16 protein-coding genes and 1 other RNA gene are annotated in these 21,392 nt (G+C 32.5%); 1 reads left to right on the top strand and 16 read right to left on the bottom strand.

The features are described from left to right. Positions 1-30: 30 nt before the first annotated feature. The 16 genes from U9R23_03075 to polA form a co-directional block, all read right to left on the bottom strand. Positions 31-654 carry a hypothetical protein gene (locus U9R23_03075; protein MEA3475416.1) on the bottom strand — a complete coding sequence of 208 codons (624 nt, stop codon included), beginning with the start codon at positions 652-654 and terminating at the stop codon, positions 31-33. Between the two features lie 261 nt (positions 655-915). Continuing rightward, positions 916-1,125: a hypothetical protein gene (locus U9R23_03080; GenBank protein MEA3475417.1), complete on the bottom strand. Its 210-nt coding sequence runs from the start codon at positions 1,123-1,125 to the stop codon at positions 916-918. Beyond that, positions 1,118-1,936: a CRISPR-associated endoribonuclease Cas6 gene (cas6, locus tag U9R23_03085; GenBank protein MEA3475418.1), complete on the bottom strand. Its 819-nt coding sequence runs from the start codon at positions 1,934-1,936 to the stop codon at positions 1,118-1,120. The genes U9R23_03080 and cas6 overlap by 8 nt, the downstream gene beginning before the upstream one ends. A gap of 99 nt (positions 1,937-2,035) precedes the next feature. Then, entirely contained in the window at positions 2,036-2,413 is a 378-nt protein-coding gene (locus U9R23_03090) for a MerR family transcriptional regulator (GenBank protein ID MEA3475419.1), read from the bottom strand. Next, on the bottom strand, positions 2,410-3,927 hold the full coding sequence (lnt, locus tag U9R23_03095; protein ID MEA3475420.1) for an apolipoprotein N-acyltransferase: 1,518 nt from the start codon (positions 3,925-3,927) through the stop codon (positions 2,410-2,412). The genes U9R23_03090 and lnt overlap by 4 nt, the downstream gene beginning before the upstream one ends. Before the next feature lie 290 nt (positions 3,928-4,217). Beyond that, a complete protein-coding gene (locus U9R23_03100; protein MEA3475421.1) occupies positions 4,218-5,120 on the bottom strand; it encodes a hypothetical protein in 903 nt (300 codons plus the stop codon). Continuing rightward, positions 5,107-6,825: a single-stranded-DNA-specific exonuclease RecJ gene (recJ, locus tag U9R23_03105; GenBank protein ID MEA3475422.1), complete on the bottom strand. Its 1,719-nt coding sequence runs from the start codon at positions 6,823-6,825 to the stop codon at positions 5,107-5,109. The genes U9R23_03100 and recJ overlap by 14 nt, the downstream gene beginning before the upstream one ends. 115 nt (positions 6,826-6,940) lie before the next feature. Next, positions 6,941-7,366, bottom strand: an RNA gene (gene rnpB / locus U9R23_03110) — RNase P RNA component class A. Beyond that, positions 7,355-8,077, bottom strand: coding sequence for a C4-type zinc ribbon domain-containing protein (locus tag U9R23_03115; GenBank protein MEA3475423.1), 723 nt, complete (start codon positions 8,075-8,077; stop codon positions 7,355-7,357). The genes rnpB and U9R23_03115 overlap by 12 nt, the downstream gene beginning before the upstream one ends. An 854-nt stretch (positions 8,078-8,931) precedes the next feature. Next, a complete protein-coding gene (locus tag U9R23_03120) occupies positions 8,932-10,122 on the bottom strand; it encodes a DUF362 domain-containing protein (GenBank protein MEA3475424.1) in 1,191 nt (396 codons plus the stop codon). A 46-nt stretch (positions 10,123-10,168) separates the two neighbouring features. Then, on the bottom strand, positions 10,169-11,434 hold the full coding sequence (gene larA / locus U9R23_03125) for a nickel-dependent lactate racemase (GenBank protein ID MEA3475425.1): 1,266 nt from the start codon (positions 11,432-11,434) through the stop codon (positions 10,169-10,171). Positions 11,435-11,523: 89 nt separating this feature from the next. Further along, on the bottom strand, positions 11,524-12,201 hold the full coding sequence (gene nfi, locus U9R23_03130; protein MEA3475426.1) for a deoxyribonuclease V: 678 nt from the start codon (positions 12,199-12,201) through the stop codon (positions 11,524-11,526). A 183-nt stretch (positions 12,202-12,384) separates the two neighbouring features. Further along, a complete protein-coding gene (locus tag U9R23_03135) occupies positions 12,385-13,134 on the bottom strand; it encodes a radical SAM protein (protein MEA3475427.1) in 750 nt (249 codons plus the stop codon). Between the two features lie 279 nt (positions 13,135-13,413). Beyond that, a complete protein-coding gene (locus tag U9R23_03140) occupies positions 13,414-13,950 on the bottom strand; it encodes an archaemetzincin family Zn-dependent metalloprotease (GenBank protein ID MEA3475428.1) in 537 nt (178 codons plus the stop codon). Between the two features lie 29 nt (positions 13,951-13,979). Next, complete coding sequence (locus tag U9R23_03145; protein MEA3475429.1) at positions 13,980-17,102, bottom strand: type ISP restriction/modification enzyme; 3,123 nt, start codon at positions 17,100-17,102, stop codon at positions 13,980-13,982. A 121-nt stretch (positions 17,103-17,223) separates the two neighbouring features. Beyond that, positions 17,224-19,914 carry a DNA polymerase I gene (gene polA / locus U9R23_03150; protein ID MEA3475430.1) on the bottom strand — a complete coding sequence of 897 codons (2,691 nt, stop codon included), beginning with the start codon at positions 19,912-19,914 and terminating at the stop codon, positions 17,224-17,226. Between the two features lie 153 nt (positions 19,915-20,067). Between polA and U9R23_03155 the strand changes: the two genes are divergently transcribed. Then, positions 20,068-21,183 carry an N-acetylmuramoyl-L-alanine amidase gene (locus U9R23_03155; protein ID MEA3475431.1) on the top strand — a complete coding sequence of 372 codons (1,116 nt, stop codon included), beginning with the start codon at positions 20,068-20,070 and terminating at the stop codon, positions 21,181-21,183. Positions 21,184-21,392: the final 209 nt, after the last annotated feature.

A 21,392-nucleotide genomic window follows, 5' to 3' on the forward strand; every position in this document is an offset into this window, starting at 1 on the left:
AGTTCAACTAATTCAACTAGTTCAACCAATCTACCACACCTCCCCATCAAAATGCACTTCATTCATATACATCGGGTCAACATCCTTATAGCGTTCGGTTGTTATTGACTGTTTTATCTTCTCTTGAATCTTTTCCTGGAGTTCAATCTCTTTATCAACCTCTTCCAAACTCGCAATTTCCATTTTTATCAAATCTTGTAAAGCAATAATTCGGTATTTGAGCTCATCGTCCTCATTCTGATTGCCTTTTTCTTTGGCGAGTTTTTCAAATGCTTTTAATTCAATAGACATTGTTCGGATTTGAAAATCGTGTTCGTCTCTTTTGCCCATCAATTCCACAATCTCATCATCTTTCATTTGAAGCATTTTGAGAGCGAGAAAATCTCTTTCTTCTTTTTCATTTGTCGGCGAAAGATACCAATGTTTTCCTTCATCAATCGCGCATTCCAGCCATTCTACTTCGTTTGCTCTTTCACTCTTTTTGAATTTATCCAGTAAATCCTGTGCTTCTTTGGTTGGTAAATGTGCCAATGTCATGCAGATGTCTTCTAATTCTTCTTTGTTAGTTTTTTTTGAGAATAGTTTTGCTTCAAAGTACTTATAATGCATTTCCGAATAATTTTTCGGGTCTTGAATGTCTTTGTGTTGTGTCATAACAATCTCCTTTTAGATTATTTATCATATTTTATGATTTTACTTAAACTAAAAAAATAAATACCAGTCAACTTTTTCCTATACCTTTCTTTCCAGAAGGTGACGGGATTACGCCAGAAGTGGACAGGTGCTTACTCCAAAATTCCAGTTAAATGTTTCAACACACCTCGCCCTAAAGGGCACTCCTCTCCCGCCAGAGGACGGACAGGCAAGAGGAGATTTTTGCTGATTTACCCCGTTAGATAATTTATTTAAAAAAATTTATATCTCTTTTTTAATACCCACCAATTGCCCGTTCTCCGTAGTATCCATTCTCCGTAGTACTACGAAGGATGAACTACGAAGGATGAAGCGGATAATATCTATATAAAAACATAAATATCTAACGGGGTGAACCATTTCAACTATTTCAACCACTTTAACTGATTCAACCGATTCAACTAATTCAACCATTTCAACCAGTTTACCCAATCTTCTCCACCATCCCAAATCCCGCACTATTCCGCATACCAAATCCACACTGATAGCCAATCTCAATCAATTTTGGGTCGCATATTATTTTGAATGGTGCAAAAAAGCCTTTGATATAGATTATCTTACCATCGCTGGTTTTATATTGGATAGAATCAGCAATTTTATTTTGTTTTTTAAATAGATATTCTGGCAAGAACTCAAAATTAAAGGGTATGTCAGTTTGTATCGGCTTATCATAAATCAACTTGTATTTAGTTTTTAGATTATTGTATAACTCCTCACGGAACAGGTCTGTATCAGTAAAATAATCCAGGTCTTCTTTTCTTTTATTAGAATTCACATTGATAGGGGAGAGACATTTGAATTTCACCCCCTTAGATAGTAAACATCTAACAGGGTAAACTTCTTCTCCAAACTCAATTTCTGGTTCTGCTATAATCTGACTAAATATTAATTCAATATCTATATCCTTAGAATTTAAAATAATGCGCTCATCTGAAAAAATTCCTTTAACAATGTGTTCAATGTTTCTGTCTATAATGGTTGCAAAATACCAATCAATTTCTGGTGAGAGAATTCTAATATCGTGATTTTTTATTTCATATTTTCTGGGGAACAAACGAGAGAAGGTAAAAAGTTTCAGATGCTTGCCATTTATGATAAAGCCTTTATCGTGAAGAAATTCGCTGTACTTTTTTGAAGATTTAGAAAACAAACGATAGATATTTGCTGTTAGTTTATGATTGTAATTCAAAGGCAAATCAAAAGGGAGTTTACCTTCGTATAAAAGTTCAATTTTTAGTCTCATAATAATTTTTATTTTCGTTATTTGTCTCGAGTCGTCGTTTTACTCCTTACGACTCGAAGGTAATCATTTTTAATACCTTTATTTTCTTTGGCTTATTTTTTATTTTCCCTTTAACTTTTCAGTAAGTTTTTTGATTTCTCTAAGTTGTTTTTGAACATCTTTTAGAATTTTTTTCCGTTCCTCATCAAGTTGATGAGGTTCTTGCTTTTCTATTTCAGCAAAGTCAGTAAAACCTTTCAATCTCTTTTTTGCACCTTCAATTTTAAAACCTTTTACATAAAGGAGATATTTTATCTTCTTTATTGTTTCAATATCTTTTGAGGTATATCGTCTGTTGGAGTGTTCTTTTCTACGAGGATGTAACTGTGGGAATTGTGTTTCCCAAAATCGCAGGACATGAGGTCTAAGACCTGTTATATTGCATACCTCACCCATTGTGTAATAATACTTTGTTTTTGATTTTATCTCTCTAATCATTTTTTCCTCACCAATAATAATTTAGAAAATATTGCATAAATAATTAATAAAATTGAAAGCCAGAAACAAATTATTGGCAGTATATATCCAACCTTTACAAAAATTGATACATTATTTTTTAAAGTAAACAAAAAATCAGAAATATTATTCTTCTCATAAATTTTCGTCTTTTTAATTACTTTTCCTTTAGGATTAATTATATAAGAAATGCCAGTATTTGCAGCTCTAAACAAAGAAACACGGTTTTCAATAGCCCGAATTTTTGTATTATTTGCATGTTCTTTGGGGAATGCAGTTTTCTGGAACCATCCATCATTTGTGATGACCACTATGAAGTCAGCACCTTTTTCAATATATTGTCGGGATAATTCTGGAAAAACGCCTTCAAAACAGATAAGTATGGGAAAGTGAAAATTATCAATAGTATAAAGTCTTGGGTTTTTACCATATTCAAAATTTGCCTGTCCGAATTGCAGTTTTTCTAAAATTGGAAATTTGCTTAAGAAAGGAATTCTCTCACCAAAAGGCACAAGTCTTATTTTATCATATTTTGGTAGAAAATTTCCATCTTTGCCAACCATAGTTGCACTATTGAAAAAGTAATGTTTCGGCTTTTTTTCTACCCATTTTATTTCATAATCTGGAAACCCAACAACAATATTTACATCACTATCTTCTGCCATATCTGATATTCTTTTTTTGTATTCTCTTTCATGCAAGAGATAAATTGTGATTGCAGATTCAGGAAGTATAATTAAATCAACACTGTCATTTTTGGTAAGTACAGAAATCTGTTTCCCGTATTCTTCTATAGTGGAATCTAAAATCGCTGGGTTCCATTTATCCTTTTGTAAAATGCTCAATTGGATGATGCCAACTTTTAGGTCTTCTTTTTGAAGTTTAATTGTTCTATCTTTATAAATTCCATAACCAAACCATAATATAAATATAATTATGATAAAAAATAGTGCTTTAAATTTACCAGAAAAAAGTATGTAAATCAGTATGTTTATTATTAGAATGAGTAGAGAAAGCCCGTAAACTCCAAATATATCTGCGAATTGAATCAAGTAATAATAATTAGCAAGAGAGTATCCAATATTGTGCCATGGGAAATTTAAAGGTCCTAATGTCATAAAGTATTCAAAACCTATCCATACTATTGGGGAAAAATAGAGGAAGGATTTTGTGAATTGTAATTGAATCTTTTTAATAAAAAGGGTAAGAATTCCGAAATACAACGGCATTGCTATCAAAAGTCCAATAAATGCAATAACTTCAACTAATATAATTGAATAAAGAGTGATACAACTTAAAACAAATCCAAATATTAGACCGTATAAAAAGCATTGTTTAGAACTTGATTTAATCACAAATGCTAAGTAGGGGATGAATGCAAAGAATGATAAAAAACCAAGTCCAATATCAATTAAGGATAATCCAAAAAGTACACCTGAAATAATTGATAGCCAGAAGTAGTTCTTTCTGTGAGTAACTAATTTCCTATCTTTCACTTTTTAAAATATTATTGAGTTCACTATAAAAAGTCTAAAGAATGAAATATTTTAAAATTTTTGTCCCTACATGTCGGGAGGAAACCGTTGAAACGGTTTAGAGTTTCTATCTTCCAAGTAACCCCCAACTTAAGTTGGGGGTTAAAACACCACACCAATCTCAACCGTTTTAACGGTTTCATAATACCTGAATATAACTTTTTAGAGTGGACTCATTATTAGAAAAGATAAAACACAATAAATATCTTTAAGCTCTTTAAAGTTTTGCTTGATATAATTATTACAATATGCTATTTAATCGTCAATTGGAATATATAAAGATTATTTTTGTCAATAATTCCAATTACTTTTTTATATGCAATAATTAAGTTCGGGTTAATAATAGGCGCAAAGTTATTTAATGACGCTAATTTATATCTAATTTTGCCTTGATTTTTATAGCAAAAAATATTGCTAAAAGAATCAATATAATACAATATATTTTTATTAGTGCTTATATTGATTATTTCATTTTTTGATTCAATTGTTGTGATAATCCCACCGAAGTTATCAAACACAACAATATTGTTATTACCTTTATCCAATACATAATTTACATTATTTGAGCTTACAAGACATACAGGGAGATTTAGTATAAATTGACCAAAATTATACCTTAGTTTTCTTCTGTTATCAAAACAATATATTTCATTTGTTGGAGAGTCATAGAGGATTAAATCTCCGCTGTCTTTAAACTCTACTAATATAGGTTCTGCAAGTTCAGAAAAGGAGATACTGTTTATGAATTGTCCCATTTCATCGTATTCAACAACCTTATTTATTACTTTATCTACAACGAAAAGATTCCCAAAGCTATCTGTAGTAATATCCGAGATACTTACAAATTGACCTCTTTCAAAACCGAACTCTCCAATTTTTTGCAATACCTTCCCATTGTAATCAATCCGATAGATAATATTCTCACTTCCATTCAATAACAAAAATGTATTTGAGAACGAGCAGTAACAAATCTTATCAGGGATAAAAGGTAACTTTATTGATTTTTGGAATGAAATGGACTTTGGTATATGAGAATTTTCTGATATAGATATTTGTGAACAAGAAATGCAAATGATTAAAATTATAAAGATAGTTTGGTATTTATAGAGTAGATATGCGGAAGAGAATTTATTTGTTTTTTTATTCGGATGCATAAGGACGAATATCTTTTAGTTTGCCCTGGATTTTAGTCACATTTTTCCATACATTTTCTTCCAATGAATAAGCAATATCAACATAAGAACCTTTCTTCAGAAAAGGAGACAGCTCTCCCATATTGAATCCTATCAAATCTAATGTTTTATCATTCTGGATTGTTTTGAGTTTTAGATGATTCGTTCCTACAGTATATGGATAACCCACAATCATTGCTTTTCTACTGAGAAAGATAGGATTCATGTTACCGGGACCAAATGGTGCAAATCGTTTTAACCATTCTAATAAGTCTTCGTCAATTTCATTCAGTGTTAATTCATTCGAGATATAGATTTGAGGACGGATATCCTCTATTGTGAGTCTATCTCTTGCATATTCATTAACCTTTTTTTCAAATATATCAATATATTCCGGCAAAATTGATAGACCAGCAGCATATTTATGTCCACCAAAGCTTACCAAATATTCCTCAAAATGGGATAGACATTCAAATATATTGAAATTATGGATACTCCTACCTGAGCCACTACCTTCACCTTCTGCAAAAGTAATTAGTATTGTAGGTCTGTTGTATTTTTCAACAATTTTAGAAGCAACAATACCAATAACGCCTGGATGCCAATGGTCAGTTGCGAGAACGAAAAAAAATGTTTTATCTAAATCTTGATATTTTGACTCAATCATATCACATGCTTCACGAAAGGTTGTTTGGTCAATTTGCTGTCGTTTTTGATTCTCATTATGTATTACTAATGCTAAGTTTTTTGCATCTTCTAAAATTGATGTAGTCATCAAATCCACAGCTCTATCTGCACTTCCCAAACGTCCTGCAGCATTTATTCTTGGAGCTAATCTAAAAACAACATCACTTGATTTTAATTTGCACGTTTTCAATCCAGCAAGATTTAATAAATAATTTAATCCTAAATTCTTTCTTTCTTCTAACCTTTCTATACCCAGACTCGCAATAATTCTATTTTCTCCAGTGAGTGGAACTATGTCTGCAATTGTTCCCAGTCCAGCCAAGTCAAAAAAAGTTGAAACATTTTCTATATTATCACGATTATATTTACGATAAATAGCGATAATTAATTTTAAAGCAATGCCAACTCCAGCTAACTCTTGATAAGGATATTTTGAGTCCTTAAGTTTTGGGTCAATAATGGCAAAGGCATCTGGCAAAATCTTCTTGGGTGTATGATGGTCGGTAACAATTACATCAACACCTTCTTTCTTAAGATAACTTATTTCATCAACAGCATTTATCCCGCAGTCAACCGTAATTACAACATTAGCATTTTTACTAAGTATAGCCTTATTACCTAACATTGATAAACCATAGCCTTCAATCATTCTGTTAGGAATATAAAAATCAACTACTGCTCCTAACTCTCTTAATCCAATTAGCAGTAAGGATGTCGCTGTTGTGCCATCCACATCATAGTCACCGTAAATCACAATTTTTTCCTGATTTTCAATGGCTTGCATTATTCGTCTAACAGCCTTTTCCATATCATTGAATATATATGGGTCATGCAAGTTGTTAAAATCTGGGTGGAAAAATTCCTCAGCACCCTGAGTAGAGTTGATATTTTTTTGTAAAAGTAATTTAGCTATAATATAAGGACAAGAAAGTGAATTTTGTAAATTTTGAATTTGATTTACATTAGTTTGCTCAGTAGTAATAATCCAGTTTTTTTTCATCTAATCTCCAATTATTTTAGTGGAGCGGATAGCATAGAGCGAAAAGCGTAGTCCCAATCATACGCCGATATGTGCTTCGCTTCCTGCTCCACACTCTTCGCTCTAAGAAAAAGCCTGCTAAAGAAAATAATAAGCCGAGTTCTGTTTCCCAACTTAAAAGGTCGGGACGACAATCATTTATCTGAATCAGGCGTCACCGCATCCCGATATATTAGGATTCATCCAGATAATTCTAGTGACTGATTTTTGCGGTCTACCCGAGAGTATGACGAACGGAGCGATTCGTTCCCCCGATAGCTCGGGAGAGTTCTCTCCTATTTGACCTTGCACCAATAAGGTTTACCAAGCTTTCCCGATCGCTCGAGAAACTGGTGGTCTCTTACACCACCTTTTCACCCTTATCCCGATAAATCGGGACGGTTTGTTTTCTGTGGCACTATCTTTCCCTTACGGGAACTTCGAGTTACGAAGTATTTTGCTCCTGGTGTTCGGACTTTCCTCCTCCCGATAATAATCGGGAAGCGATTGTCTAATTCTCTTTAGCAGATTTCTTAGGTAAGACTAAAATTCGGGAACAATTTTCACAAGTAATTATTGAATCACCCTTTGCAACTTCAACAATAATTTGGGGTCTAACACGAAAATGACAACCAGAACATACTCCATTTTCTATTGTTGCTATCGCTTTTCCATCTTTATGCTCTATTAAACGCTGATACCTTCTAAATAAAACATCAGGTATTTTCCTTGATAATTCTATTCTTTCTTTTTCTCGTTGAGCTATCTCCTTGATTAATTCATCAATCTCAATATTTATCTTTTTTTTCTCTTTCTCTAAAGCTTTCTTATCTTTTGCCAATAACTCAAGAATGTGCTTCTTTTCTTCTTCCAATGCAGATTCTGTTTCTAACAATTCTATTAATTGCTCTTCAATCTCACTATTTCCTTCCTTACGATGTGTAATTTCAGAATTCAATGCCTTATATTCTTTATTGGTTTTTACAATCAACAGCTGATTCTCATACTTATTTATCTCTTGATTATTAGCAGCAATATCAAGTTCTAATTTCTTCTGTCGTTGTAAGTTCTGTTCAAGCCTCTGCTTTATATTCTTCTCTGATTCTTGTTCCAGATTAAACTTGTTTTCAAGTTTTTCAATCTCTTTTGGTAATCTTTCTTTTCCCTTTTTTGCCGCTCTGATTTTATTATCTAATACCTGTAACTGACAGAGAATCTCAATCTCTTTTAGCATTATTGCTCCTTATCTAATTCAGACAATAAAATATTAAGAATTAACTGATAAGTTTTACCAACTAAAAAAAAGGCATTTATGTTTAAACATAAATGCCACAAATATTATGCATAAAGGATGCCTATAACAAACCAGTATTTTATTAACTGGTTTATAGACTTGCCTGGAAATAATAAAAATTTCAAAAAACTAAAGATTTTTCTCATTTTTCCTCTGAGTGCAAGAAATTTTTTTTATTAATAAATTGTCAAATTTTTATGCTGTAAATAAAACTTTTTTAAAATTAAATAATAAATAAGAGTTAAATTTTTACAATCAATAAAGAGTTATTTTACTTAAGTTTCGCAGAGATGAAACTTACTAATAAATAACGGTTAAGTTTTTATAATACCTTCTGCAAAATTTAAGTAAGGTTAATTTAATTTCATCCCGACAAGTCGGGACTAATATCAAATAAATGCCAAAGTTTAAATGTCAAAATCATTATTTCACGTTGATTTATTTATGGAGAGATAAGAAAATTAAGTTGGGTTTATTAGTTTTTTCCAATAAATTTTTGTTTCACCTTTTCATGACATAGGCATCATGCCAGAGGTATATCCGCATTTGGCGGAGATCCTTTGGATAATTGTGGAACTGCTTTTGATACCACTCTAACCTGTCCCCGCGTCCGCGGGGATGGCTTCACCAAGAAGCGGTCAAAATTTTGATTCTTCTTATTTGTAATTTGTCATTTAAAATTTTATTTGAAATTAGAAATTAGATATTTGGAATTATTTATCAAGCTTTGCATAAACGGAACTAACAGAATAAATCATGGTTGACTTTTAATAGTATCTCCTGCGAAACTTGAGTTATTTTATTAAATATTTAGCTATAAAGCTCTTTTCAAGATATGCCGCATTCTCAGGGCACATTTCAATACAGCATAAACATAGAATACATTTTTCTCTACTCAGCTGAGGAATAGTGGAGTCTTTTCCGTCTGGGCTTCCCGATGAAATCGGGGAGACAGATGAAATTTTAAGTGCTGATGTGGGACAAGATTTTACACATATTCCACATTTTGTGCATTTTTCCGGATCAAAGGTAGGATAAGCCCAAAATATCTTTTGAAATACATTCTTAAAAGATGTAGAGAGGCCACGCAAAATTAAGTTAGTTATTTTACTTTTTTTAATGTTTACATTCTTAAGAGTAAAATTTTCACTAAAATCTCCGATTAATCTTATATCATCCAAAGAAATTTGAGTTTGGTCTGCCGCAAACTTAATAGTTGGTATCTTCTTTGGATTGTAGCCCATCATTCTTGATGCACAAAAATCCAGGGCAACGGCGTCCGTACCGCCCAATATTACACCGAAATTCTTTGTATCACCAGAAGAGGGTCCATCACCATCCATACCAACAATTCCGTCCATAAGATTAAAAGCGATTTTATCTTTAACTATTTTGTAAATATCTACAACGATTTTTGCAAATTTTGTTGGGTTTGGTGCAATGCGGTGATAACTTGATTTGGCTAAACCAGGCACGACTCCATAACAATTTTTTATCGCTCCAGTAAAGAGTGTGAGTGTATGAGTTTTTAATTTTGGCAAATTAATTATAGCCTGACATTCTACAAATGGTTTGCTTACAATATATTCTATATTTTCTATGAGTTTTTCTGAAGTAAATTTCTTAAACTTTCTTATACCAGAAATTGCGGAATACAAGATTTCAATATCGTATTTTTTTGATAAATCCTCCATCCCAGTATCATGCAAAACCTTCTCATATTTTACTGTTCCACCTGGATTATCTAATAGGGAGATTTTTATGTTGTAGTCTTTCAAAATTTCAATTACTGCTGCAATAAATTCCGGATGGGTAGTTATTCCTTTTTCTGGAGAATAGGGTCCTAGAAGATTAGGCTTCAGCAAAGCTGAATCAAGGTTATTTAATCTATTTAAAAATTTTTGAGAAGAAAATATTTCATATATGATTTGTTTTATTTTTTCTCTGTTGTAATTCTTACATCTTTTTGCTGCTACTTCTAACATATATAAAATCCAGTATTACCCCTATATCATCAAAAATATGTTATATCTATGTTATCTCAGCTATTGGGAAGAACATAGAGCCATTAGGAACGATGTATGAGCTAAAATCCTTACCATGTTTTTTTATTATAAAATCTATACAATCATCAAATGATTTCATAGGTATAAAGTGAATCCTTCTTACTTTTTCTGGTTTCATACTGCTAATAACCAAAATATCAGCTTTTTTCAGCAATTTTCCTGTTGCAAAAGCACGATGCCCCCCAATTTGAATATCTTTCTGCTTTATTGAAAAAAGCTCATCAAGATTTTTGGCGGAAGCTAAAACTCTTTCCATTTCATCCTGACCGACACCATCCTTACATTCAGCAAACATCACTATTGTGGCTCCGTCTTTAACTAAATCAATGATATTATTTAATGCCTTTTGCGATTGATAGAAATTAATATCTTTAGGATAGCCCCCAGCTGATGTAATAACAACATCGGCATATTGGCTGAATTTTACAGAATACAGATTTCTTATTGCTTCAGCTCCTGTATGAAAAACTTTATCTATATCACCAGCAAAGCAATTCACTAATTGCTTCTTAGCATTTATAAGCATATTTACGCAAAAATCTACACCCACTTTTTCAGCTGCTTCGCACATTTCAAGATGGATGAGATTACCTTCCAAATTCCCCAATCTTGCATAATCATAAATAATATTTGAATGGTTTCTCCGTATGGTTTCATATCCACAGACTCCTGGAAGGATAGACTTTCTACCGCCTCCAAAACCAGCAAAATAATGAGTATTGAGAATTCCAGTAGTTATAAGAAAATCCGCATTTGCGACTGTTTTATTAATTTTTAACTCATTACCTGATTCCATCTTACCGTAAGAAACCAAATTGGATGCCCGACAGTCATGATTTTGGGTACTAAAATTATCAACTATCCAATTACCATACTGAAACCGCATCTCAGCATCAGTCATTTTTCTATGTGTACCATTGGCAATAACAAATCGTATCTTACTCCTATCTATACCGGTTGCTAAAATTTCATCAACCAATGGTTTAAGTAATTGCTCAAATGGTCCTGGTCGTGTAATATCGCTAATAATAACAACAATATTTTTTGGCATTTTCTTTTCTAAAAGCTTTGATAAAGATTCTGTGCCAATAGCGGAGTTTAGTTTTTGTTTAATTAATTGATATGGATTTTTGCATGTTGGTATTTCTTTCATCTCTAATACATCAATAATATTTTCTGAAGATATTTTGAGCTCTTTACAACCTTTGCCGTATTTTAATTTTATATTCATAACTTACTTACCAAATTTATAGAATTATTTTTACAAGATACTATTTCATTTAGTAATCAGGTCAATATTTTCCGAAGAGAAGAGGGAATTCAATGCTTAGAATAATAATGTGCTAATCTTAATGGTTCCGGAATTCTATATTTGGGCGAGCAGGCTAATACTACTCTCAATGACAAATCCAAGCTGATCTTATATCCTTGTGAAACAAAAACTGGTTTTACATCTTTTCTGGTTCGTAAGACAGCCCCAATTACCTTTTTTTGTTCATCCTTTATAAAAGAATATGCTCCTTTTTTATTTTTCGGTTCCTCATACTTACCACAAAGCAAAGATTTTGCACAGCCGATTGTTGGCTTATCTATCAATATACCAATATGTGTTGCCAAACCTAATCTGCGTGGGTGCGCTATCCCCTGGCCATCAAAAAGAATTATATCAGGATTTCCCTTTATCTTTTGAAGAGCTAAAAGCAAAAATGGGGCTTCCCGAAATGATAATAGACCAGGGATATATGGGAAGGCTTGATTTAACGGTTTTTTAATTATAACCTTTTCAATAATTGACCAATCTTTGAGAATAATTAAAACAACTGCTGCTTGCACGATTGCATTCTTTTTCTCATAATTTACATCACAACCAGCAACAGTTTTTATCTCTTCTAAAGATTGATAAGGACATTCAAGAATAACCTTATTTTTAAGCTCATTTTGAATATTTATCGCATCTTGAGATGAGACCTGCCAATTATGTAGTTTTTTTATATTCATCCAAATAAGATTTTAACCACGAATTCATCCCGTTAGATATATGTTGTATCATATATATTGATGATATAATAAAAATTTATCTAACGGGGTAAACACGAAAAAACACAAATTTAATTTATAACTTCTCACTTTAAAACCTATAGTTCATTCTTTGTGTCTTTGAGCCTTTGTGGTTACAATTACCTAAAAGATTTTCCATCCTGCCTTTTTTAATCTAAGAACTGATGTATTATATGGGTTACAAACTTCTTCCTCAAGATAGTCATAGTAGCCTATTTTATGTAGTTTCATTATCATCCGGTTTCTTTCCTTTTTTGGCATAAGCTTGGTGTCACTCATAGCAGCAGCACGAAAGTATATCCCAGCTTCTTTTAGATATTCCAGAGCATGATAGGGGAGTTCATAAAATTTCCCCTGAGCTCCTGTCCTTTTTTCAAATCCTTCAGCCGTTCCTGCTTTAAGCGATACTCTCACATATAAATTATTGTATTTTTTGAGTTCGCAAACAAAATTCTTATCATTTCCTGAAAGAATACCATTTGTTTCTAAAATAAAGAAGTAATTTGTTTTATTTACCAGATTCAAAGCTTCTAGAAGATGTTCTTTACAGATAGTTGGTTCTCCACCTGAAATTCTTAACTTATTTATTCTTTTCTTTCTTGCATTGAGGATTAGTTTATTAACAACTTCTTGTGGGGTATAAAACTTGCCAAACTTGAATGGGAAATCACGTGACAGACTTACCCAACAGAAGATGCACCTGAGACAGCATCCGCAAAGATATCCAGTAGAAATACCACCATAAACGCCTGTACAATAGAAATTCGTATATTTACGAGAGAGATTCTGGCATACAATCTCTTTTGTTTCTTCAGCTAAAAGAAGTGGGTCAAAAGGAGTGAAATCTTTTTCTAAAAATGCTTGATATTTCATTTAGATAGCACATATTACACAAAAAGATTAATTCTATATCATAAAAAATAAATCACTAATTACAAAGTTCTAATCTCTAATAATCCGCCAGCTCCGAAACGGAGTCGCGATAAATCGGGACTGGCGGACAAATACCAAATGACAAATCTCCTATAGGATAGATTACATAAGAAAATTTATTTTGGATATTTGAACTTTGACATTTTATTTGTCATTTGATATTAGGATTTAGAAATTGGCCTATGTCTTTGTGGTGAATAAAACAGATACATTACATCATCAGTAAATTAAATTCTTTTCCAATTCCAATTGATGTTTACGACAAAAATCAGTTCCTTTTATATCAGTTTCTGGTAAGGAATTAGAAAAATGCATTACACATTTTGGATTATCACAATGTCTTAAGCCAAAAGTATGGCCTAATTCATGAACCGCTTCTTTTAATACTCTTTGGAAAAATAACTTCTCATCTTCACTTTTACCATAATAACTTTCTCTTAAACGAGTAATAGAAATTAAACAGAGCTTTCCTCCTAAATCTGCCTGACCAAATATGAAATTTAGTCCATAAGTATAAAGGTCTTTATCTATAATTCCCAGCGTTCTCTTTGCATCAGGTTGGATATTCTTTTTTAACTGGTATAGGATTGGTGTCGCCAAATATTGATTTCTCCATGAATTATAAGTTCCTTCGTCTATAGGTAAAGAAGGGGAAATCTCAACATTTAATTTAAATCTTTCTTGTAAAGGGTCTTTAAGTTTCTCTAATAATGTTTTATCAATCTCTCCAATTGGAACTAAGTAGATTTTTTTCACTTTTGTGAAGTTCATATTATCACAAAAATTTATTTAACAATAATCTTTTTGTATAGAACATCAATCTTTTTCTGTAGCTCAATTGTCAACCAAATAGCCTTTGCCACTTTCATATAATGGTTAATCTCGTCAAGAGAAAGTCTTCGTTTTTTTCTATCCTTTAAATACTTATGCATAACTTGATATGCTCCGATTCGGTATTCCCAAACCTCTCTCGTTATGCCTTCAAAATACTGCTCTTTGTTTATAAAAACTCTCTGGTTGTTCGCATCAAAAAAGACTTTTTTCACAGTGTTAGAATCACCTTCAGGAAAACCGATATCTGTATCATTAAGAGTTGGAGACTTAAGTAAATGAAGTTCAACAAGTTCATTGCCATAATTGCTTAATTTACGAAATAGTGCATAATTAGATGGAAAAGGAATTCTTGGAAAATCTATTTTAAGGAATTCTTCATATCTCTTTCGGTAAGTGTGGGAATAAAGAACGGCATAGATGAAATAGAAAATTTCCTCAGGAGATGGTTCTTTTTTATAAAGAGTGGCTAACGCTTTTCTGAATTCGGAAGAGAAATTTGGCTCTTTTGTTTTATATTCTGCTTTTGGCTCAAAGACCATCATAACAGTGCCTTTGGATTTCTCCTTTTTTTCTTTTGTTTGGGCGTAGAGATAAAGGGGGAAGAAGTAAGTGCCATCGGATATTAAGTGTCTGTCTCCAATTAAATTACAAATGAGGGTACTAAAATCTTCTATCTTGGGAATCTTCCTGATTGTGGTTAGTACCAGATTATCTTTATTTAAGACATGCATCATTAAATTCCTTCTATCTCTTTCTACTAGTATCGGTTCATAACAAATATATCTATAATCAAAGGGACGGTAAGCATAATGATAGATTCTATCTTCAGGCTTTAAACTCTTAATGTTTTGTCTTGCTTCAGATAATTTCCAAGTTCCTGAATCTTTAAGGTTCAGGCTTTGTCTAACCAATTCATCAGGTAATGATCCTGCAAATATTCTAATTCTCTGGATTATCTCTTCTTTTTTGAATCCCACAACAAAATGATCTCTATGAGTATTTACACCACTTGACCATTCCTTAAAAATTTCTGTTACTTTCCAGAATTTCTCATATTCCTCTTCCAGAGTAAAATCTTTGGGGACAAAGAAATAGTAAGGTTCAGAAGGCTTTAATTCTTGCCATTTGGTTGATTTCACATCATTTCCAAAAAGGTATTTATATTTTTCTTTTCTCAGTCCCCAAATATCAGCATAACGAATCATCTTCTCTTTCTGCGGTTTTTCCAGTTTCACATATAAGGCAATGGCAACACCTTGCTGAATATCAAAGACATTTTCATCTTTACCGCCTTCAGGAGTCTTTTCACCAATTCTGGAAGAACCATGAAGATTCAGGATGTAAATTTCATCAAAGGTTTTTAGTAGTTTTCTCCGCATCCCACGATGGATTACTCCAGAAAGATATGAATTATTCGTAATAAATCCAATAATTCCTTTGCCAGCCTGTTCTATCTTCCAGTGTGCAAAACGAATGAATTTTATATAATCATCAGAAAGAGGTTGAATATTTCGTTCGGTTCTAACATCTTCTTTATAATCACCCAACAAGTTTTCAATAAAATCAGACTTGTTTTCTGAACTTACTGAATATGGTGGATTGCCAAGCACAACCAAAATAGGAACTTTTTCCTTTATTCGTTGTGCTTCTTGACCTTCTCTTGTAAGGTCAAGAAGAAAGCTTATCTCCCTTGGCTGTTTCATTTCCAATGTATTGGTAAGATAATATTGAAACCTTTTGCCCTTATTAAATTGATATCCCATTTCTTCCAAAACCATAGATACTTTGAAATGTCCAACAGTATAAGGAGCAACCAAAATTTCAAAAGCATGAAAATGTGGTAGAATGTGCTCTTCTATGTATGGTTTAATGAGTCCTTGCTTTTTCTTTTCTATTAACTCCTTTTGCACCTGCTTAATAGCCTGCACTACAAAGGTTAGGGTTCCAGCAGCTGGGTCAAGAAGGGTAACATCTCTTGTCGCAAGTCCTTCTGACTTTCCAAATTTCTCTTTCAGAAGTTTATGGATAGACTTCACAATATAAGAAACAACCGGCAGAGGTGTATAATAGACACCCAACTGTTGTCTTTCCTGGGGATTATAAGTTGCAAGGAAGGTTTCATAAAAATGAATAACCGGGTCTTCATCCCAACGAGTTATTTTGAATTCTTTCAGAATTAAAGAAATGTCAGCCTTTGCCAGCGATTGAGTTATATCATCCACAATCCATTTCAGGGATTCAGGGAAGTGAGGTCCTGTCATGGAATAAAATATCTCTTTGAGTAAAGGCAGACTTTCTGGAATGAACTTCCAGGCAGTTTCTCTACTAAATCCATTCTGAACTCTCATTCTTGCAGCAAATAGTCCATAAGTAATAGTCTGTGCATAAAGGTCTGCGAATCTTTCTTTTGTCAGGTTCTCTATAAGTTCTTCCTGAAAGGCTTTATAAAATCTTATTACTTCTTTGTTATTCTTTGAGAGTTCTTCTTGAAGGATGTGTTCAAGAAAACGAGTTCTTTTTGCAAGTTCCACAGATAGTTCAGATGATTTCTGAATCTTGGGCGTGGAAAAGGAGAAGAACTTTTCCAATATTTCAAAAGATAAATCTAACTTCTCTGGAATAGGAGGATATTTTAAGTTTTGTAAGGTAAACTGACGACCCACCTCTACCTTATCCCCGCGTGAAGCGGGGATAAGATTGCCACCTCTGTAAAGTCTGAACTCCAGAAAATTAGTTAACATAAGATTTGGCAGAGAATTCCGATACCTTTTAAGTTGCTCAGAGTCTTCAATTTCTTTTAGATTGGTTTCTGGCGTTTTTGCCTCAATATAGCCAATAATTTCACCATTCTTACCAATACGAAAATCCGGTATTCCTACCTTTGTCTTTTTAGGAAGGACAAGAATATTTGCTTCTTCGTTTATTTTGAAAAGTTGAGAACACTCTTCCAGAAGCTTCTTAAGTGCAGGATAGAAGCTTTCTTCTCTGAAGTCGTCGCTTGTATAAATTTTATGGATTTCCTTAAAATAGGAATTAAGAAATTTTTCTAATTTAATTCTTTCATTTTTATTCATAATTTTCTGTTAGATTAACCGCAAATGGACGCGAATAAACGCTAATAAATTTAGTCTAAAATATTTTAGTCACCAACCAGTTTACTAATTTACAAGTTTACTAATTCACCAATTTACCAGTTTAATGTGCTTCCAGCCAATTCTTGCCATAGCCTATATCAACTGTCAAAGGGACGATGTTTTCGTAATCAATTGGTAAAACAGACTCCATTTCAGTTTTAATCAATTTTTTGTATTTATCAATAAGTGAAGTTTTAACTTCAAAAACCAGTTCGTCGTGAATTTGTATAAGCATTTTAATCTCATCGTCTTTATCTTTTATCTTTTTATAGATATTGTTCATTGCGATTTTGATAATATCAGCCGCAGTGCCTTGAATTGGCATATTTATAGCGGTTCTTTCTGCAAAGGCTTTGATTTGATGATTGCGACTATTGATTCCAGGTAGATAGCGTCGCCGATTAAAGATAGTTTTTACATATCCGTTCTTATGAGCAAACTCTTTTGTGTTGTTGATATAATCCTTTACTTTTGGATAATGTGAAAAGTAGTTCTCAATAAAATCTTGTGCCTCTTTGCGAGAGATTCTTAAATCTTGCGACAGAGAATATGAACCCATTCCATACATAATTCCGAAGTTGATAACTTTTGCTTGCCGTCTTTGACTATGGCTGATTTCGTTTTCTTTTAATCCAAAAACCAATGCAGCTGTTTGAGAATGGACATCTCCACCTTTTCTAAAATTTGCAATAAGATTTTCATCTTTGGAAATTATCGCCATTACACGAAGTTCTATTTGAGAATAATCAGCAGAAAGAATGGAGAATTCTGAATTCTGTGGCACAAATCCTTTTCGCATCTCTCTACCAATCTCTGTGCGGATGGGAATATTTTGCAGATTTGGCTCCGAACTTGAAAGCCGTCCTGTCGCTGTTACGGTTTGATTAAATGAAGAATGTATACGACTTGTTCTTGAGTTTATCAGTTTTGGAAAGGCATCTACATAAGTTGATTTCAGCTTTTTTAACTGACGATATTGTATAAGTTCTTCTGCTATTTCATAATCTTTGCTCAGTTTCGTTAGAACCTCTATATCAGTTGAATAACCAGATTTGGTTCTTTTGATAATAGGTAGTTGCATTTTCTCAAATAATATTTTTGATAATTGTAATGGAGAATCTATATTAAAAATTTCACCAGCAATTTGATAAATATCTTTCTGCAGAATTGCCAGTTTGAGTTCCAACTCCTTTGATAGTTTTCCGAAGAATATTTGGTCAACCGAGATTCCATTCTTTTCCATATTTGCGAGAGTCTTAATAAGGGGCATTTCAATCTTGAAAAACAGTTCCTGCATATCAAACTTGGCTAACTTTTTTTTCCCGATAAATCGGGACCACAATCTAAAAGTAACATTAGCATCTTCACCAGAATATTCGGTTGCTTCTTTAATAGTGGTTTCGGCAAAATTCCTCTGTTTCTTACCTTTTCCAATAAGTTCTTCAATAGGAATCATCTTATGATGCAGATATCGTAAACTAACTGCATCAAGATTGTGGCGATGTTCCTCTGGAGAAAGGAGATAAGAAGCTATCATCGTATCAAAATAAAGATTCGCAATTTCTATTCCTTCATTCTGAAAAACCATATAATCAAACTTTATATTGTGACCTATGAAGTATTTGTGTTCATTCGCTAAGATTGGTCGTAAAGAGTTCAAGACATATTGGGTATTTAGCTGCTTTCCAATATAATGTCTTATTGGAATGTAATATGCCTTATCTGGTTCAAAACAGATTGAAATGCCAACTATTTTCCCATTAATAGGACTGCAAGAGTTTGTTTCAAGGTCAACAGAAATTTTTTCTTGCTTTTGCAGTTTGGAGAGAAGTTTATCAAACTCCAACTTACTATTAACAGTGCAATACTCAATTTTTTCGGTAGGGGAGGTCTTTTTTTTGCTTCCAAAATATTTTAGAAATGTGTTCAGTTCATACTCCTCACAGAACTTTCTTAAATCTTCTGTGAAAATATTTTGGAGAGTCAGATCTTCCAGCGAAATATCTATTGGTGCATTGCGGTCAATTGTAACCAATTCCTTTGATAGAATTCCTTGTTGGCTAAATTTTTTCACATTTTCTTTTATTTGTTCTGGAGTTATTTCTTGGCTATTAGCCAGAATATTTTCCAAACTGCCAAACTCCTGCACCAGTTTTATAGCGGTTTTGATGCCAACTTTTGGGATACCAGGAACATTGTCAGCAGAATCGCCAGTTAATGCCAGAATATCAATAACCTTGTCTGGAATGGTGCCAAACTTTTCTTTTACTTCCTCTTTACCAATATGCTTATCTTTGGATAAATCAAACAAAGTGACTTTATCATTTACAAGTTGATAAAAATCCTTGTCGCCAGACACGATTACGACATCGCAGTTGTCAGAGAATTTTTGCGTGAGAGTTCCAATAATATCGTCGGCTTCATAGCCAGGTAACGAGAGGTGAGGGACATCAGCCGACTTAACTAGGTTCTGAATAGGTTCTAATTGGTCAATAAGTTCTTCAGGCATTTTGTCTCTTGTGGCTTTATACTCTGGATACATTTTGTGGCGAAATGTAGGTTCTCTTTCATCAAAAGTAATCACAAAGTATTTTGGCTTAAATTTCTCAATGATAGAAATGAGCGTCCGTAAAAACCCAAAAATAGCACTGGTGTTCTCTCCCCTTGAGTTTATCAGGGGTCTATACTTAAAAGCATAAAATGAACGATAAATAACCGCTGTGCCGTCAATGATATATAATTTTTCTTTCATAATAAATTCAAATTTCAAAATTTATAACTTAGGTGTCAATAATAAATTAATAAAAAGTTCTATAACTATTTCATTCCCAAGCTGGAGCTTGGGAATGAAATAGATATTGTAAATAGATTGACAAAAAATTATATAATCAAAAAAAGATTTAATATGAAAAAATTATCTTTTATAGTTATTTTATTGTTCTTAGCAATTCCACTTTTTGCAAGCGAATATACAGTATCTTATGTTAACTCATCCAGAAAAGACCATCTTCAAATATACCAGCTGCAAAACAGAAGTTATATTGATATTTATGATTTAACACGAGTATTGGAAGCCAGGTTAGATATTAATCCAAACTTACAAATAATAGATTTTACAATCTTTAATAAAAAGTGTAGATTCTTTTTTGATAATAAATGGGTAAAATTTGGCAAAAAAAACTATAATCTATATAATAATATAAAGATACAGGAGGGTAATTTTTGTATCCCGAAATATTTTTTAAATCTATGTGCTAATAAGTTCTTTCCTGACCGTGTTGTACTCAATAATAATAGAATAATTGTTAATCTTACTACTATGGAACAATATCTAATCAAACGAATAGTGATAGACCCAGGACATGGTGGCAAAGATCCAGGTGCAGTTGGGAGGTATTTATTATTAGAAGAAAAAGATATAGTTTTAAGCATTGCAAAGAAAACAAAAGAACTTCTTGAAAAGAATCTTGATGTAACAGTATTACTTACTCGTGAAGATGATAGATTTGTTTCCCTTGGTGACAGAACAGAGTTCGCAAATAACCATCAGGCGGACTTATTCATAAGCATTCATTGTAATGCCTCCTATAATAAAAAGGCTAATGGAACTGAGGTTTATTATCTTTCAACAGCACAAACTGATGAAGCACGAGCAGTTGAGGCTCTGGAAAATGATGTTATCAGATTTGAAGACCCAGAAAGTATCAAACGGTATACTGATTTGGATTTTATACTCTATGATATGCGGCAGAATGAATATCTTATTGAAAGCAGTGAATTGGCTGAAATGTGTCAGAAGTGTTTACTGAAAGAATTACAAACTAAAGATAAGGGAGTAAAACAGGCAAACTTCTATGTGCTCAGGGGAGCTTTTATGCCTGCAATATTGGTAGAGGTGGCATTTCTTTCTAATAAATGGGAAGAACAAAAATTACAATACAGAAATTTCCAGAATAGAGCTGCAAAGTCAATTTATAAAAGCATAAAGCAGTTTAAAAAGAAGTATGATAAGATGAATTGACTTTGTATTCTATTTTATATAAAAATAATTTAAAAGGAATATTTCATATAAAACTTGACAATATTTTGAATTTTAATAAAAAGATAGCGTTCAAATAACTGTGTCTAATTTTTAAATTTTTCATGGTAATTAACAAACCAGATCTTCATAAAGGTGGCAAGATTTTTTTCTGATTTAAAACCATCAAGATTTTTTAATTTCCTGTTTAA

Source organism: Candidatus Cloacimonadota bacterium (assembly GCA_034722995.1).
In the GTDB taxonomy this organism is placed as follows: domain Bacteria; phylum Cloacimonadota; class Cloacimonadia; order JGIOTU-2; family JGIOTU-2; genus JAGMCF01.